At 66.9% G+C, this 15,545-nt stretch carries 16 protein-coding genes; all 16 read right to left on the minus strand.

Features of this window, described 5'->3' with window-relative positions; translation table 11 throughout:
- Window positions 1–27: 27 nt before the first annotated feature.
- The 16 genes from EJP69_RS17935 to EJP69_RS18010 all read right to left on the minus strand — a co-directional run bounded on the left by EJP69_RS17935 (window position 28) and on the right by EJP69_RS18010 (window position 15,367).
- Window positions 28–1,104, minus strand: coding sequence for a protein-glutamate methylesterase/protein-glutamine glutaminase (locus tag EJP69_RS17935; protein ID WP_093302059.1), 1,077 nt, complete (start codon window positions 1,102–1,104; stop codon window positions 28–30).
- Entirely contained in the window at window positions 1,101–1,742 is a 642-nt protein-coding gene (cheD, locus tag EJP69_RS17940; RefSeq protein ID WP_093197819.1) for a chemoreceptor glutamine deamidase CheD, read from the minus strand. The genes EJP69_RS17935 and cheD overlap by 4 nt, the downstream gene beginning before the upstream one ends.
- Window positions 1,739–2,608, minus strand: a complete 870-nt coding sequence (locus EJP69_RS17945; RefSeq protein WP_420824220.1) for a CheR family methyltransferase — start codon at window positions 2,606–2,608, stop codon at window positions 1,739–1,741. The genes cheD and EJP69_RS17945 overlap by 4 nt, the downstream gene beginning before the upstream one ends.
- Before the next feature lie 66 nt (window positions 2,609–2,674).
- Window positions 2,675–3,967, minus strand: a complete 1,293-nt coding sequence (locus EJP69_RS17950; RefSeq protein ID WP_126471859.1) for an EAL and HDOD domain-containing protein — start codon at window positions 3,965–3,967, stop codon at window positions 2,675–2,677.
- Window positions 3,968–3,987: 20 nt separating this feature from the next.
- Complete coding sequence (cheA, locus tag EJP69_RS17955; RefSeq protein ID WP_126471861.1) at window positions 3,988–6,087, minus strand: chemotaxis protein CheA; 2,100 nt, start codon at window positions 6,085–6,087, stop codon at window positions 3,988–3,990.
- A gap of 25 nt (window positions 6,088–6,112) precedes the next feature.
- Window positions 6,113–6,982 carry a flagellar motor protein MotB gene (motB, locus tag EJP69_RS17960; RefSeq protein ID WP_126471863.1) on the minus strand — a complete coding sequence of 290 codons (870 nt, stop codon included), beginning with the start codon at window positions 6,980–6,982 and terminating at the stop codon, window positions 6,113–6,115.
- Window positions 6,983–7,013: 31 nt separating this feature from the next.
- Window positions 7,014–7,874 (minus strand): flagellar motor stator protein MotA, encoded by an 861-nt coding sequence (gene motA / locus EJP69_RS17965; RefSeq protein ID WP_093197830.1) that lies wholly within the window; start codon window positions 7,872–7,874, stop codon window positions 7,014–7,016.
- 76 nt (window positions 7,875–7,950) lie between these two features.
- A complete protein-coding gene (gene flhC / locus EJP69_RS17970; protein WP_093197832.1) occupies window positions 7,951–8,547 on the minus strand; it encodes a flagellar transcriptional regulator FlhC in 597 nt (198 codons plus the stop codon).
- The gene (gene flhD, locus EJP69_RS17975) at window positions 8,544–8,924 is read right to left on the minus strand and encodes a flagellar transcriptional regulator FlhD (RefSeq protein ID WP_093197835.1); all 381 of its coding nucleotides are present in this window, start codon (window positions 8,922–8,924) and stop codon (window positions 8,544–8,546) included. Before flhD ends, flhC begins: the two co-directional genes overlap by 4 nt.
- Before the next feature lie 324 nt (window positions 8,925–9,248).
- A complete protein-coding gene (locus EJP69_RS17980; RefSeq protein WP_093197837.1) occupies window positions 9,249–9,524 on the minus strand; it encodes an EscU/YscU/HrcU family type III secretion system export apparatus switch protein in 276 nt (91 codons plus the stop codon).
- The gene (fliK, locus tag EJP69_RS17985) at window positions 9,521–10,825 is read right to left on the minus strand and encodes a flagellar hook-length control protein FliK (RefSeq protein ID WP_126471865.1); all 1,305 of its coding nucleotides are present in this window, start codon (window positions 10,823–10,825) and stop codon (window positions 9,521–9,523) included. The genes EJP69_RS17980 and fliK overlap by 4 nt, the downstream gene beginning before the upstream one ends.
- Window positions 10,826–10,868: 43 nt before the next feature.
- The gene (locus EJP69_RS17990; protein WP_240652194.1) at window positions 10,869–11,201 is read right to left on the minus strand and encodes a flagellar protein FliT; all 333 of its coding nucleotides are present in this window, start codon (window positions 11,199–11,201) and stop codon (window positions 10,869–10,871) included.
- A gap of 28 nt (window positions 11,202–11,229) precedes the next feature.
- Window positions 11,230–11,649, minus strand: a complete 420-nt coding sequence (gene fliS / locus EJP69_RS17995; protein ID WP_093197841.1) for a flagellar export chaperone FliS — start codon at window positions 11,647–11,649, stop codon at window positions 11,230–11,232.
- Between the two features lie 33 nt (window positions 11,650–11,682).
- The gene (gene fliD / locus EJP69_RS18000) at window positions 11,683–13,125 is read right to left on the minus strand and encodes a flagellar filament capping protein FliD (RefSeq protein WP_093197844.1); all 1,443 of its coding nucleotides are present in this window, start codon (window positions 13,123–13,125) and stop codon (window positions 11,683–11,685) included.
- 50 nt (window positions 13,126–13,175) lie between these two features.
- On the minus strand, window positions 13,176–13,523 hold the full coding sequence (locus tag EJP69_RS18005) for a flagellar protein FlaG (protein ID WP_170217154.1): 348 nt from the start codon (window positions 13,521–13,523) through the stop codon (window positions 13,176–13,178).
- Between the two features lie 185 nt (window positions 13,524–13,708).
- Complete coding sequence (locus EJP69_RS18010; protein WP_093302078.1) at window positions 13,709–15,367, minus strand: FliC/FljB family flagellin; 1,659 nt, start codon at window positions 15,365–15,367, stop codon at window positions 13,709–13,711.
- Window positions 15,368–15,545: the final 178 nt, after the last annotated feature.

Here is a 15,545-nt window from a genome sequence, read left to right on the forward strand (position 1 = left end):
TCCAACTCCAAGGTCGTTTTCTTTCTCTCAAACTCGGTTCGCACGTTCACCGAACGTGCGAAGGTGCGTCAGCACGCGGCGGCTCACTTCGGCCAGCGGCGACACGTCGTCCACCGCACCCAGCGCGATGGCCTCGCGCGGCATGCCGAAGACCACGCAGCTGGCCTCGTCCTGCGCCAGCGTGTGCGCGCCGGCGCGCCGCATGCGCAGCAGGCCCTCGGCGCCGTCCTTGCCCATGCCGGTCAGGATGATTCCGATGGCGTTCTTGCCCGCGTGCTTGGCGGCCGAATCGAACAGCACGTCGATCGAGGGCCGGTGGCGGTTCACGGGCGGCTCCTGGTCGAGATGGGCCACGTAATTGGCGCCGCTGCGCGCGAGCGACAGGTGGAAGCCGCCGGGCGCGATGTAGGCATAGCCCGGCAGCACGCGCTCGCCGTGCTCGGCTTCCTTCACGGTGATGCGGCACAGACCGTCCAGCCGCTGCGCGAACGAGCGCGTGAAGCCGGCAGGCATGTGCTGCGCGATCATCACCGCGGGCGAATCAGGGGGCAGCGGCTGCAGCACTTCGCGGATGGCCTCGGTGCCGCCCGTGGAGGCGCCGATGATGATGAGCTTCTCGGTGCTCAGCAGCGGGCTGCGCAGCAGTGACTCCTGCGGTGCGTCGCCGCCCGGGCGCGCGGTCGCGGCGGGACGCAGGCGCGCGCTGGCGGCCGTGCGGATCTTGCCGGCGATCAGCTCGGTGTAGTTGAGCAGCCCGTCGCGCACGCCCAGGCGCGGCTTGGTCACGAAGTCGATGGCGCCCAGCTCGAGCGCGCGCAGCGCGATCTCGGAGCCGCGCTCGGTCAGCGACGAGACCATGACCACCGGCATGGGCCGCAGCCGCATGAGCTTCTCGAGGAACTCCAGGCCGTCCATACGCGGCATTTCCACGTCGAGCGTGAGCACGTCGGGGTTGGTGACCTTGATGAGGTCGCGCGCGACCAGCGGGTCGGCGGCCGTGCCCACCACGGTCATGTCGGCCTGGCTGTTGATGATCTCCGTCATCACGCTGCGGATGAGTGCCGAGTCGTCGACGCACAGCACCTTGATTTTCTTGACGCTCACTGGATTCCTTTGTTGTCGGCCGCCGGTGCCGCGCGCGAGGTGGACAGCCTGCGCAGCAGCTCGCCCTCCTCGTGCTGCACCTGCCGCACCTCTGTCTGCGCCCGCAGCTTGCGCACGATGGCCTTGCCCGTCGCCGGCACGAAGCACACGCGGCGCGCGTGCGGTCCGCGCAGGTCCTGCGCCGCGACCTCGATGCGCTCCTCGCGCAGGTAGCGAAGCACGAAGTCGGCGTTGCGGTCGCCGATGTTCAGCGTGGTCATGTTGGCCAGCACCGCGCCGCCGCCGAACACCTTGGCGCGCAGCCGCTCGCGACGCGCGCCGGCGCGAACCAGCTCGCGGATCAGCACGTCCATGGCGTAGGTGCCGTAGCGCATCGATTCGGCGGCATCGCGCGCGGCGCCTCCCGCCCCCGATTCGCCGTCGTCGGGCAGCATGAAGTGGTTCATGCCGGCCACGCCGGCTTCCCTGTCGTGCAGGCAGGCGGCCACGCACGAGCCCAGCACCGTGCTCAGCACGGTGTTGCTCGAGGTCACGTAATACTCCGAGGGCAGCAGCTTCACGGCCATGAGGCCGACGTCGCGGTCGAAGTAGTGATGGCTGGCCACCGATTCGGGTGCCGCCGCGTTCGGGGCCGTCATGCGGAGGCACCCGGCGCACGCGTGCGCGCCAGCTCGTACACGGTCTGGCCCAGCGGCCGGAAGGCCTGGTTGACGAGCGACGCGTTCTCGGAATGTCCCGCGAACAGCAGGCCGTCTGCCTTGAGCAGCGGCGCGAAGCGGTCGAGCACCTTCTTCTGCGTCGGCTTGTCGAAATAGATCATCACGTTGCGGCAGAAGATCGCGTCCACCGGCTCCTTCACGGGCCAGCTGCTGTCGAGCAGGTTGAGCCGCGAGAACTTCACCAGCGCCGCGACCTCGGGGCGCACGCGCACCTTGCCCGCGTTCGCGCCGGTGCCCTTGTTGAAGAAGCGCCGCAGCCGCTCGGGCGCGAGCCGGCGCACCTGCTCGGTGGTGAACACGCCGGTGGCGGCCTTGGCCAGCACGGCGGTGTCGATGTCGGTGGCGATCACGCGCGAGGCTGCCGCCTTGTCGCCCAACGCTTCCAGCAGCGTGATGGCTATCGAATAGGGCTCCTCGCCCGTCGACGCCGCTGCGCACCACACGGTGACCGGCTGCTTCGCCTTGCGCACGTGGTCGGCCAGCGTCGGGAAGTGATGGGCCTCGCGGAAGAACGAGGTCAGGTTGGTGGTCAGCGAGTTGATGAAGAGCTGCCACTCGTCGCCGTCCTGGCGCTGCTCGAGCCAGTCGAGGTACGAGGCGAAGTCGGGCAGCTGCAGTTCCCGCAGCCGCCGCGACAGCCGGCTGTACACCATCTGCCGCTTCTGCTCGCCCAGGGCGATGCCCGCGCGGCGGTGGATCAGGGTCCGGATGCGCGAGAAGTCGTGGTCGGTGAAATGGAACTCGGTCGTCACGGCCAGCCTGGAAGCTTGGCTTTCAATGTACATAGCGCCCACCGTTTCCAATGGACCGATCAGACGCGCGAATGCCCTGCACTTCAGGCCTCCTTCGCGTCATGGGCCACCCGCGGCCGGGCTGGCGTCCTGCGCCCACACCAGTGCCGACAGCTGCGCCGCGTTGACCTGCGCCGGGCTCAGGAACAGGGCTTCCGACAGGCGTGCGGCCTCTCCGTCGTCGCGCTCGCAGCTCTCGGCGAGCGCGACGAAGGGGCCGTAAAGCCCGCCACGCGAAAGAATGGCCTGCTGCACCGCCTCGGTGAGCTGCACCTTGCGCAGCACGCCTTCCATCGAGACGCCCAGCAACTGGTCGAGCAGCGAGAACATGCCGGCCACGAAGAGGTTGTCGGCCTCGCTGGCCGGCAGCATGCCCTGCCCGACCAGCTCGACGAAGCGCCCGCGCAGGATGGCCTTCTTCATCATGTACGGCGAACCCGCCTTGTTGCTGGTGGCCAGCAACAGCGAAAGCCAGCGGTACAGCGGCGAGTAGCCGAGCATGGCCACGGCATGGCGCAGCGAATGGATCTCCACCGCCATGCCCACGGCGGGCGAGTTGATGTAGCGCAGCAGGCGGTAGGTGAGCGCGGCGTCGTGCTTCAGTGCAGCTTCGATGACGCGCAAGTCTTCGTTGCGCTGGAGCATCTGCATCAGCTGCACGATCAGCAGCGCCTCGGGCTGCAGCGCGTCTTCGGTCTCGCGCACCGGCGGATTGCTGAACGCGCCGTCGACGAACACGCTAACGCGACGTCCGGCGCAGGCGTCGAATGCGGCCCAGTCTTCCACGCGCGAGACGATGGGCTCCACCGGAGGATGGCCCAGCTGGGCATCCTGCCGCAGCCGCAACACGGTCTCGGAATCGTGCGCGCCCACCTCGAAGTGGGTGACGATGGAGCGCAGCTCCGGGTCTTCAGGCAGCCCGGAGGCGCCGCACAGCATGAAGCCGAAGCCCTGCTCGCGCAAGAACAGCACGATGGAGCGCAGATCGGCGTCGAGCATTTCCTCGGCACCCATGCACAGCACCACCTGCTGCGGCGGCAGCGACTGCAGGTCGCTCTGGAACAGCGCGTCGACCGTCACGTCGACGAACAGCATCTGCGAACCCAGCAGCCAACCGCCGGACCCAGGATTGAGGTGCATGGCGAGCGTGTCCGTGAGCGCCTTGACGCCCGCGGCGCCGGACGCCTCGGAACCCTCGTCCGCGGAACGCCATGCCATGCGATAGCCGATGACGCGCCGCTGCGCGTCGAGCAGCATGGCATAGGCCACGCGGCCGTCGGCACCGGCCTCTGCATGCGCGGGTGCATCGTTGCCGGTGTCTTCGGAAGAGCGACGGAAGAAATCAAACCGCATTCAGCTGTCTCCGTCGTGTGTCAAAGCGCAATGGCGTCCGTCCTTCGGGCCGCGCCCGCGAGTGCGGCCGTGCTCGCGGCCTGCGCGCGCTGGATTCGCGGCATGGCGCCCACGTCGATGATGAAGGCCACGCTGCCGTCGCCGAGGATGGTCGCGGCGGAGATGCCAGGCACCTTGCGGTAGTTGGTCTCCAGGTTCTTCACCACCACCTGGTGCTGGCCCAACAGTTCGTCCACCAGCAGCGCGAAGCGGCTGTCGTCGGCCTGCACGATCACCAGGATGCCCTGGGTGGGGTGGGTCTGCGCGCCCTCCACGTCGAACACGCGGTGCAGCTCGATCAGCGGCAGGTATTCGCCGCGCACGCGGATCACGTGGCCGTCGGCGGTGATGGAGTGCAGATGCTCCGGGAGCGGCTGCAGCGACTCGATGACGTAGCTCAGCGGCAGGATGTAGGCCTCGCTGCCCACCTTCACCGACATGCCGTTGAGGATGGCCAGCGTCAGCGGCAGCACGATGCGCGTGGTGGTGCCCTGCCCGCCGCGCGAATGGATCTCGACGTGGCCGCCCATTTCCTGGATGTTGCGCTTGACCACGTCCATGCCCACGCCGCGGCCCGAGATGTCGGTGACCTGCTCGGCGGTGGAGAAGCCGGGCGCGAAGATGAGCTGCCACACCTCCTCGTCGGGCATGGTCTCGCTGACCGGCAGGCCCTGCTGCATGGCCTTGGCGAGGATGCGTTCGCGGTTGAGGCCGGCGCCGTCGTCGCTCACCTCGATCACGATGTTGCCGCCGTGGTGCTGCGCCGACAGCAGCAGCTGGCCGGTGGCGTCCTTGCCCTTGGCCAGGCGCACGTCGGGCGTCTCGATGCCGTGGTCGAGGCTGTTGCGCACCAGGTGCGTGAGCGGGTCGACGATGCGCTCGATCAGGCCCTTGTCGAGCTCGGTTTCCTTGCCGTAGGTGTCCAGGCGCACCTGCTTGCCGAGCTTGGCGCTCACATCGCGAATGACGCGCGGGAAGCGGCTGAACACGTAGTCCATCGGCATCATGCGGATGGACATCACCGATTCCTGCAGGTCGCGTGCATTGCGCTCCAGGTGGCCCAGGCCGCTGAGGAAGCGCTCGTAGGCCACCGGGTCGAGCATGGTCGCGGCCTGCGTGAGCATCGACTGCGTGATGACGAGCTCGCCCACGAGGTTGATGAGCTGGTCGACCTTCTCCACGTCGACGCGGATGGAGCTGGATTCCTTGGCGCCGGCCGAAGCTGCCGCGGCGGGCGCGGAGGAAGCAGCCTGCGGCTTCGACGCTTCGGCGACAACTGCCGCTGCCGCTGCTGCAGCAGCAGCAGGTTCCGGCGCAGCCACGGGCACGGGAGCTTCGACCACGGCAGCGGCCTCTTCTGCCGCGGCGGCTGTTTCATGCGTGATGTCGATCTGCGACTCGTCGATGACGAAGCAGCAGACCGCGACGATGTCGTCGGGCGCGCAGGTGGTCTCCAGCAGCACGGTCAACTGGTCGTTGCTGCGCGTGCGCGACAGCACCTTGCCGAGGTTGGCCAGCTCGCCCGCCAGAAGATCGCATTCGCTTTCCGACAGGCGCGCGAAGCGGATGCGAAGCGCGCCGCTGCCGCCGGCTGCGACCGGCGCCGCGGGCGCGGCCACGGGTGCCGGGGCCGGAACGGGTGCGGGAGCCGGAGCGGGTGCAGTCGCCGGTGCAGGTGCCGCCGCACTGGCATCGCCGCTTTCCAGCGCGAGTTGCTGGAGCACGCCACAGATGTGCGCGACCATGTCCGGGTCCGGCTCCTTGCCGGCCTGGTAGGCAGTGAGTTGTTCTTGCAAGGCGTCCTTCGTTTCAAGGAATGCATCGATCATTCGGCCGTTCAGGCGCAGCTGCCCATGGCGGGCGCGGTCCAGAAGCGATTCGAGGACGTGCGTGGTGTTGGTCAGGGCGGTGAAACCGAAAGTCGCGGCGCCGCCCTTGATCGAGTGCGCCGCACGGAAGATGGCGTTGAGCTGTTCGCTGTCGGGTGCCTCGACGTCGAGCTCCAGCAGCAGCTGCTCCATCTCCGCGAGCAGTTCGACGGCTTCGACGAAAAAGGCTTGGGTGAATTGACTGAGGTCCATCTCTTGAGCTCTTGTTGTTTTGTTGTTACGGCGCTTTCGCGGCCGCCTTGCCGATGCGCGTGCCGACGGGCTCGGTGCTGTTCTCGCGCTCGATGCGCTCCTGCGTGCGGTGGTTGAGCAGGATGATGCTGATGCGGCGGTTGATCGGGTTGCGCGGATCGGCCTTGTCCAGGTGCATGCTGTCGGCCAACCCGATCACGCGCAGCACCTTGCCGTCGGCCATGCCGCCTGCCACGAGCTCGCGCCGCGAGGCGTTGGCTCGGTCGGACGAGAGCTCCCAGTTGCCGTAGGAACGGTCGTTGGTGTAGACGATGGCGTCGGTGTGGCCCGACAGCGTGATCTTGTTGGGCAGGCCGTTGAGCGCGGGCGCCAGCTCGCGCAGGATGGCTCGCATGTGCGGCACCACGCGCGCGCTGGCCAGCTCGAACATGGGCCGGTTCTCGGTGTCGACGATCTGCAGGCGCAGGCCCTCGGTGGTGATGTCGATCAGGATCTGCGAGCGGAACTGCTGGAAGACGGGGCTCTTCTCGATCAGCTCGTCGAGCTTCTTCTTCATCTCGGCAAGGCGTTCGGCGTCGGCCTGTTCCTCGGCATCGGCCTGCCTGACCTCTCCCTCGACGTGCATCACGTCGGCGCCGCCTCCCGGAATCATGCTGGTGCTGAGGCTGGACTTGTCGCCGCCGCTCAGCGCCACGCGCAGCGGCATGCGGAAGTGCTCGGCAATGCCCTCGCGCTGCTTCGGGCTGGAGATCGACAGCAGCCACATCACGAGGAAGAAGGCCATCATGGCCGTCATGAAGTCGGCATAGGCAATCTTCCAGCCACCGCCATGGGCGCCGCCGTGCTTGCCCTTGTGGACGTGCTTGAAGATGACCCTGGGCTTCTCGTCGCTCATGACATGCGTACCTGTTCGCGTGCCTGCCGCGTCAGCGTGCCTTGACTTCGCGGACGTGGTCGTCCAGCTCGGTGAACGAGGGGCGCTCCGTCGAGAACAGCACCTTGCGGCCGAACTCCACCGCGAGCTGCGGCGCATAGCCGTTGAGGTTGGCCAGCAGCGTGACCTTGGCGCACTGGTAGATCTTCATGCCCTCTTCCACCTTCTGCTCGATCAGCGAGGCCAGCGGCGACACGAAGCCGTAGGCCAGCAGCACGCCGAGGAAGGTGCCGACCATGGCGTGCGCGATGAGCGCGCCCATTTCCGAGGGCGGCAGGTGGGCGGAGCCGAGCGCGTGCACCACGCCCATCACGGCCGCGACGATGCCCAGCGCGGGCAGCGCGTCGCCCACGCGCGAGAGGCTGTGGCCGGGCACTTCGGCCTCGTGGCGGATGGTCTCGATCTCGTGGTCCATCAGCGCCTCGATCTCGTGCGCGTCGGTGTTGCCGCTGATGACAAGGCGCAGGTAGTCGCACAGGAAGACGGTGATGCCCTCGTGCGCCAGGATGTTCGGGTAGCGCGTGAAGATCTCGCTCTGGGCCGGGTCCTCGACGTCGGTCTCCAGCTTCATCATCCCTTCCTTGCGGGCCTTGGCGAGCAGCTCGTACAGCAGCGCGAGCAGGTCCATGTAGAGCTGGCGGTTGTGCTTGGAGGTGCGCAGCAGCAGCGGCAGCTCCTTGATGGTCGCCCTGATGGTCTTGCCGTTGTTGCCCGCGATGAACGCGCCCAATGCGGAGCCGCCGATCATGAGCAGCTCGACCGGCTGGAACAGCACTCCGAAGTGGCCGCCCATGAGGCCGTAGCCGCCGAACACGGCGCCTATCACCACGAGATATCCAACCAGAACCAGCACGCGCTTCCCCTATCGCCCCTTAGAGCGTCGAATCAACAAAGCCGGGCCCGCGGCATGCGCGGGCGGGGCACTTTTCCTAGACGGCGCCGCCGATGTCCATCACTGGCGTGGGCGCGATCGCCACCAGCCCGTTGCGGCGCACCTCGGCGGCCTTGCCGGGCTTGCGTGCCTTGCCCGCGCGCGAAGGCGGGCGGCACAGCACGCACACGTATCCGTTCTTGTTGTCGTGGGCATGCGCCACGAAGTGGCCGCCGCAACGGCAGCAGGTGCTCAGCTGCAGCATGTCGCTGTCGAAGAAGCGCACCATGGTCTCGGCGCGGGTGAAGTCGAGCACCACCTCGCCGCCGTTGGCCACCACCTGCTCGGTGTAGAGGCGATAGGCCTTGATGAGCGCGGGCAGTTCGTTCTCGTCCGCCTCGTCGAGCATGAAGCGGTAGATGTTGTAGAACATCGACGAGTGGATGTTGGCCAGCCACGTCATGTACCAGTCGGTCGAGAACGGCAGCAGGCCCTTGGGCGGGGAAACGCCCTTGAGTTCCTTGTACAGGCGGATCAGCCGCTCGCGGCTCAGCGCGACGGCGGCCTCCAGGAACTGCAGGCGGGCGCCGAGCCCGATCAGCTCGATCGCGAGCTGCACCTGCCGGACCTCGCCCAGGACGCTCTTGGCTGTCACGCCGCGCTCGCTCCGCGCATCTGCGCCTGCGAATCGACCTGGGCCTGCGCCTGGCGCGCGGCCATCAGTATCGACATGTGGGCTTGCTGCAGCGCGGGCTCCTTGCCCTCGCCGACCACCGCGAACATCGGGCGGTCGTCCAGCCGGAAGCTGCACAGGAGGAAGTTGGAAGCGGCCAGCTTCACGATCTGGCTGAGCGACATGTTCGCCAGCAGATCGGCCAGTTCGCGGCCCACGCCAAGGCGGAACATCGCCTCGGCCCGGTCCTGCTTGACCAGCTTCTGCGCCAGCAGCATATAGGCCAGATTTATCTCGCCGATTTCTCTCGAAATCACGCCGGTTGCGGTGATGTTGCAGTTTTCCACGTCTGATCCCATTTCCGATTCAAAGCTCACTTCGTGCTCCTAACAATCGTGTATACATTATATACACAAAGTTTTACATGTTGAAGTGTTTTGTATGACAGGAGGATAAAAAAAGTAGGAGGTGTCTGACGCGCTAGACCTGTTTCCCTAGTGAAACGTGTCGTTTACAGGTGTCAGTCTTTCCGGTAACAAATGTTTCTTGCGAAACTTTTCGAGGCCGTAATTTATTCGTGAACAACATCGAATTAATAAATACTATGAGCGTATTTCCGTTCGATGAAAGACCGTTTTCGCGGATATTCCGATCCATGATTTCACATTGGTCCATATGGTCAATTAGTCGCCTGCGCGACCCTCCAGACCGTAGACCCAGGCCATCACCTCGGCCACCGCGAGGTACAGCTGCGGCGGGATCTGCCGATCCAGGTCGACCTGCATGAGCAGCTTCACGAGGTCGGCCGACGAGTGCACGTACAGCCCGTGCTCGCGCGCCTCGCGCATGATCGATTCGGCGACCACGCCGTAACCCTTGGCCACGACGACGGGCGCGCGCGTCTTGTCCGCATAGGACAGGGCAACGGCGCTGCTGCGGTTGTCGAGCAACTCGTTCATGCCGCCACCGCCTCCTTCTCGGCCACCAGCACCTGCTGGAGCTGCAGGCCCACGGCGTCGAAGCGCTTCGAGAGCCGGCCGGCGTCGCCGCGCAGGCGCGCCATGGTCGAGGCTTCGCGCGCCAGAAGATGCGCCTGCACGGCGGAGCCTTCGAGGCTCAGGCGCAGGTCGACTTCGCCGAGCTTCGGCAGCGCCAGCGACACCGTGGTCGACCAGCGGCGCTTGCCCTCTTCCTCCACCGCACCGCTGTCGCGGGCATCGGGCTGCGCATGCTCTTCCTCGACCGACCAGCTCATCGGCACGTCGGGCCAGGCCTGGCCGCTCCAGCGGAAGACGGCGGTCGCCAGCAAGTCCAGCTGCTGGTGCACGAGCGTGACGGCCTGCGGATGGATCACTTCGGCGCCGCGCGATGCCGGCGCGGCCGCGGCGCCATCGGCCTGGCGCGCGGAATCGCCCACGCGATGAGCGGCCATCGAAGAATCGAGCGTGCCACCGGGCGACGACGCGCTCTCCGGCTGCCGATAGGCCGCCTGCACCCGCGCCGCGTCGTTCGCCGCGGCCTGTTCCAAAGGCTGCGGTTTGCCTTGCATGAAAGGGCCGTCGGCGTTCCGCGATTGCGCATCGCCGGCGGATGCCTGCGGTGCAACCGCATTCGCCGCGCCGGCCCCATCGCCTTTGTGCACCGGGGCTTGCGCCGGCGCCGCGAGCGAAGGCAATGCATCGGGAGAATCGACGATCGCCGCCAGCGCGGCGGCAGTCGCCGCCGGCGACGCGACCGGTGCACCGGCCTCGGCCTTCGCAGCCACCGGCACGGCCCATTGCGCCTGCGGTTCCTGCCTCATCTGCGCGAGAGAGCGACCACCCGCCGCGAACGACGCCAGGTGCGACTCGTAGAAGAGGCCGCTGTCCGACACGGTCTGCGCCAGCACGCCGGCCAGCTGCGCCGCGCTCACGGCTTGCCCGCGCGTCGGCACCAGCGGCGCAGCGCCGCGCACCGGGCCCGGCTGCGCCTGCAGGTCGGCCAGCACGGCACCGATCACGCGCGCCGCGACCGACAGCCGGGCGGCCACCGAGGACGGGGCACCCGCGGCGAGATGCGCGGTGCCGCCGGCCGCGGCGCCGGGAATCTGCCTGTCGAGCGCTGCATTGGAAGGCAGCCGCACATCGTTCTCGACCTTGCCGATCGCCACCGCCGGGCCGGGCGCGCCTATCGCGGCCTCGGGCTTGATGCCGAGGACGTCGAGGCGCGGCGCCAGCCTTGCGGCAAGCAGTGCGTCGAGCAATCCGGCGAGTCCAGTCATGATTCGGCTTCTTCGGTGTGTCGGGTCCGGGCGGCGGGCGCGCTCAGTGCGGCGGCCCGTAGGCCCGGCCGAGGTTCTTCTGCTGGGTCAGATAGCCCATGCGCCCGATCAGGTCCTCGAGCTGCGGCTTGATGAGCCCCGACACCTCCGCCTGGTCCGAGCGGATGCGCTCGAGCAGAAAGAGCACGTGCTCGACCTGCTCCGCATCCAGCGACTCGTGCGGCTCGATGACTCGCAGGCGATCCACCATGGCCGAGCAGCGCTCCTCGAGCGCGGGGAGCTGGCCCCATTCCTTGGCGTGCGCCAGCACGAGCATCGAAGCGATGGTCGCAGCCAGCTCTTCGTAGCAATAAACGACCTCACTCCGGAATGCCATGTTTTCCTGTTTCTCTTGCGGTTGCATTTCAGCTGCGGGCCCGCTCGTCGATCTCCCGCCAGGCGGAAGCGATGTTCTCGAGCAGCCGGTCGGCCTCTTCCAGGGCCTGCACGTCGTTGTGCAGGTTGGCCCGGAACAGCCGCTGGACGATGTAGTCGTACAGCGCCGACAGGTTGCCCACGAGTTCGGCGCCGGCCTCGCCGGCTGCCTTGGCGTCGAGAGCGGCCTTCAGGCCGTTGTCGACGATGCCGATGGCCTTGGAGATCGCATTGCCCTTGGCCTCGATCTCGCCTGTCGCCATGTGGTGACGGGCCATGCCGATGGCGGTCTTCGCGCCATCGAAGAGCATCACGATGAGCTGGTGCGGCGACGCGCTCATCGCGCTCGTTTCCACGCCGACGCGGGCATACGCGCCGGCGCCCGTGCGCATGTTGTGGGAGGTGTACATCCGCTGGTCTCCGTGTCTGCTGCTTCAGTACGCCTACTTGCTGCTGCTCGACATCGCCTCGAACTGCTGCGTGAGGTAGTTCTTGGTGTTGTTCATCTTGTTGATCAGCACGTCGAGCTGGTTGAACTGCGCGCGATAGCGGGCGACCGTGGAGTCCACGCGCAGCTGCATCGCGTCGTACTGGGTGTCGAGCTCCTTGATCGTCGCGGTCACGCCGTCGCTCGCCACCTTCAGGGAACCCTTGGTGACGTCGTCCACCAGGGCGTCGATCTGCTTGCCGTAGCCGGCCGTGCTGCCCGTGGCGCTGGAGAACATGTTCGCCACGCCCTTCAGGTTGTTGGCGAGGGCCTTGTCGAGCTTGTCGGAATCCACGGCCAGGGTGCCGTCCTTCTGGAAGGACACGCCGATCTCGGTGAGCACCTTCATGCTGTTGCCGGTGCCGGCCTGCGGCGTGGTGAGAGCCTGGCGGATGCGGGTCTGCAGGTTGCGCAGCGTGCTGTCGCCCACCAGCGCGGCGGCGGTGTTGGTGTCGGCGTCGTACGTGGTCAGCGAGGTGGCGGTGCTCTGCAGGGCGTTGTAGGCCTTCACGAAGTCGTTGATCGCAGTCTTCGCGCCGGCCGTGTTCTCCTTCATCGAGAGCCCGGTCTTTCCGGTGTTCACCAACGTCAGCGTGGCGCCCTGGATGGCTTCCTTCACGGTGTTGGTCGCGCTGGTGATGTCGATGCCGTTGACGTTGAGCTTCGCGTTCTGCGCCGCCGCCGTCTGCTTCAGGTTCTGCGTGCCGGCCGGGTCGTTGTTCAGCAGGTTCTGCAGCGCGGCGTCGCCGTCGACCGAGATCCGCATGCTCGACTTCTCGCCGGTCTGCGAGGAAGTCAGCACAAGGCGGTTGGGCGTGCCGCTGCCGTCGTTCACGATGCTGGCCGTCACGCCGGCGTTGGCGCCGTTGATCGCGTTGCGGATGCCTTCCAGCGTGTTGTTGGTCGGATCGATGGTGATCGACTTGGCCGTCTGGCTCGCGTCCGCGGTGAAGGTGGCCCCGGTGTACTTGCCGGTCGCGGCGTCGAGGGTGCCGCCCGAGACGGCGCCGAAGTCGATGGTGATCTTGCCGTTGCCGATCGCTGTCTTGGTGTCGGCCTGGCCCGCGCTCACCACGGTCTGCGCCTGCGCGAGCTGCGTCACGTCGATGGTGTAGTTGCCGGCCGCGCTCGCGTCGGTGGCGGTTGCCGACAGGATGCCGCTGACCGTCGGCGTGCCGGTCACGCTCTGGAACAGAGTCGGGTCGCCCAGCTTCTTGGCCGCCGTCTGCAGCGTGGCGAGGGCGCTCTGGATCGTGCCGTAGGCCGACAGCTTGCTCGTGTAGCTCTTGGCCTTGGCCTGCAGCGCCACCATGGGCTGCTTCTCGGCCGTCTCGAGCTGCGTGAGCAAGGAGGCGAGGTCGAGATTGGCGCCTACGCCGAGGCTGCTGATGGTTGCCATGTGGATGCTTTCCTGTCTGTCCTTGATTTAGAGTGCCGGTGCCGGGGGCCTCAGGCCGCCTGGTCCACCAGCAGCCCGTTGCCGTCGTGCATCAGCTTCGCGATGCGCACGACTTCTTCATTGGGAATCTGGCGAATGACCTCGCCGCTGGCGCGATCGACCACCTTGACGACGACCATGTCCGTTTCCTTGTCGACCTCGAACTGCAGGCCGACCTCGCGCAGCGCGAGCGACTCGTTCACCTGCCGCACAGCCTGCTCGACCTGGACCGGCGTCGCGTCGTTCTTCGCGTCGTCCTTCCCGGCCGTGGCCGCGCCGCGCACGTCCGCACCCGCCCCCGAGACGCCGCCGACGAGCAGCTGCGTCCACTGGTTGTCCTTCACGGAATTCGCCGACATGGGGTTCAACATCATTTCCACCTTGTTGTGCTGGGTTCGCTGTCCTCTGCGGCCTCGCCCGCCAGGGCATGGCCGCAGAGGACAGCGCAGGCACTCCCGGCTTGCTCCGGGGGGCCTGCGCCCGCCGGACCCCGCCCTTTCGGGAGGGGCCCGGCATTCCTCTTCCTTGGGTCAGTTCCTTTCGATCAACGCAGGAGCGACAGCACGCCTTGCGTGGTCTGGTTGGCTTGCGACAGCACCGAGGTACCGGCTTGCTGCAGGATCTGGGCGCGCGTCATGTTCGACACTTCGACCGCGTAGTCGGCGTCTTCGATGCGCGAACGCGACGAGGACAGGTTGGTCACCGTGGTGCCGAGGTTGGCGATCACCGAGTCGAAACGGTTCTGCACCGCACCCAGCGAGCTGCGCAGCTTGTCGACCTTCGACAGGGCGGCGTCGAGGGCCTTGAGCGGGTCGACGGTCGACTTGGCATCGCTCACGGCGTTGGTCGTCAGCTTGCCGGGCTTGGTGGAGTCCGCGTACACGACGCTGCCTTGCGCATCGGTCACCACACCATTGGCGTTCAGGTTGATCGATTCAGCGGCGGTCGTCGTCAGGCCGCTCACACCGATGTAGGCACCGGTCACGGCACCGCCGGCTGCTGCCACTGCGTAGGCAGCGGTAGCGCCACCGCCGTCGATGTCGATGCTGCCCGCGCCAGCGTTGATCTTGGCGGCAACCTGGTCGGCCGTGGCGCGCTCACCTGCAACCGCGAAGGTGCTGGCGCCGGCTGCTGCCGTCACCACGGTGTACGAAGCGCCGGTCGCGCCGATGGTGATCGAATCGCCAGCAGCGGACATGCCGGTGGCTTGCTCGAGCACCGCCGACAGCGTGGCAGCGGTCGTTGCGCCAGCGCCCGTCTTGGTCAGGTTCTTCGAAGCGTCGAGGTACAGGGCCGAGCCGTCGGCTGCGTCGGTCATCGCGCCGTTGCTGTCGATCTTGACGTCCATCGAACGGTTGCCGAGCTTGACCGTGGCGGTCACGCTGGTGCCGGCCGGCGGGGTCAGGGATGCGAGCGTGTTGGCCTGGCTGCGGGTGGCTTCCGTGGCGGTGTAGCTCTTGGTCGCTGCGCTGTAGGTGTAGGTTGCGCCGCCGGTCATGGTGACCGTGCCGCCGTCCTGCATCTTGGCCAGCACGTCGTTGGCCGTGGCGCCGTTGGCGGCAGTGGTCAGCGTGCGGCTGTAGGCCGTGATGCCGTTGGTCGTCGCACCAGCGGTGAAGCCGGCGACCAGCAGGTCGGAAGCCGTGGCGGTCTTGTTCTTCGAACCGGTGTTGTTGACGTTGAAGCCGTCCAGGCCCAGGGTCTTGGCGCTGATTTCCTGCAGGTCGATGTCGATGGTTTCGCCATCGTTCGCGCCGACTTGCACGGTCAGCTTGCCGGCGTCAGCCGACAGGACCTTCACGCCGTTGAACTGGGTCTGTTCCGACACGCGGTTGATTTCGTCCAGACGCTGGCTGATTTCCGACTGGATCGAGTCCAGGTCGCTGGCCGAGTTCGTGCCCGTGCCGGCTTGCACCGACAGTTCGCGGATGCGCTGCAGGTTGTTGTTGACTTCGGTCAGGGCGCCTTCGGTCGTCTGGGCGATCGAGATGCCGTCGTTGGCGTTGCGGGTCGCTTGCGTCAGGCCCTTGATGTTGGCCGTGAAGCGGTTGGCGATGGCCTGGCCGGCGGCATCGTCCTTGGCGCTGTTGATGCGCATGCCCGAAGACAGGCGCTCGATGGCGCTGTTCAACGCCGACTGCGACTTGTTGAGGTTGTTCTGCGTGATGAGAGAGAGGCTGTTCGTGTTGATGACTTGCGCCATGTTCGACTCCTGATTGATGAAAAAAGGTTGTGGACTCCGGCTTTCGGCCGTAACGCTGGACCCGCTTCCACTGTGAGACTCAAGCCATCGTTGACTTGGTTATCGGCCAGCGTCCTGGAACCTTTAGGGGGTCGTACGAAAAAGTTCGCCTGCGCGCCCCGGGAGCCACACCCTTCGA

The organism is Variovorax gossypii, assembly GCF_003965815.1.
GTDB classification, from domain to species: domain Bacteria; phylum Pseudomonadota; class Gammaproteobacteria; order Burkholderiales; family Burkholderiaceae_C; genus Variovorax; species Variovorax gossypii.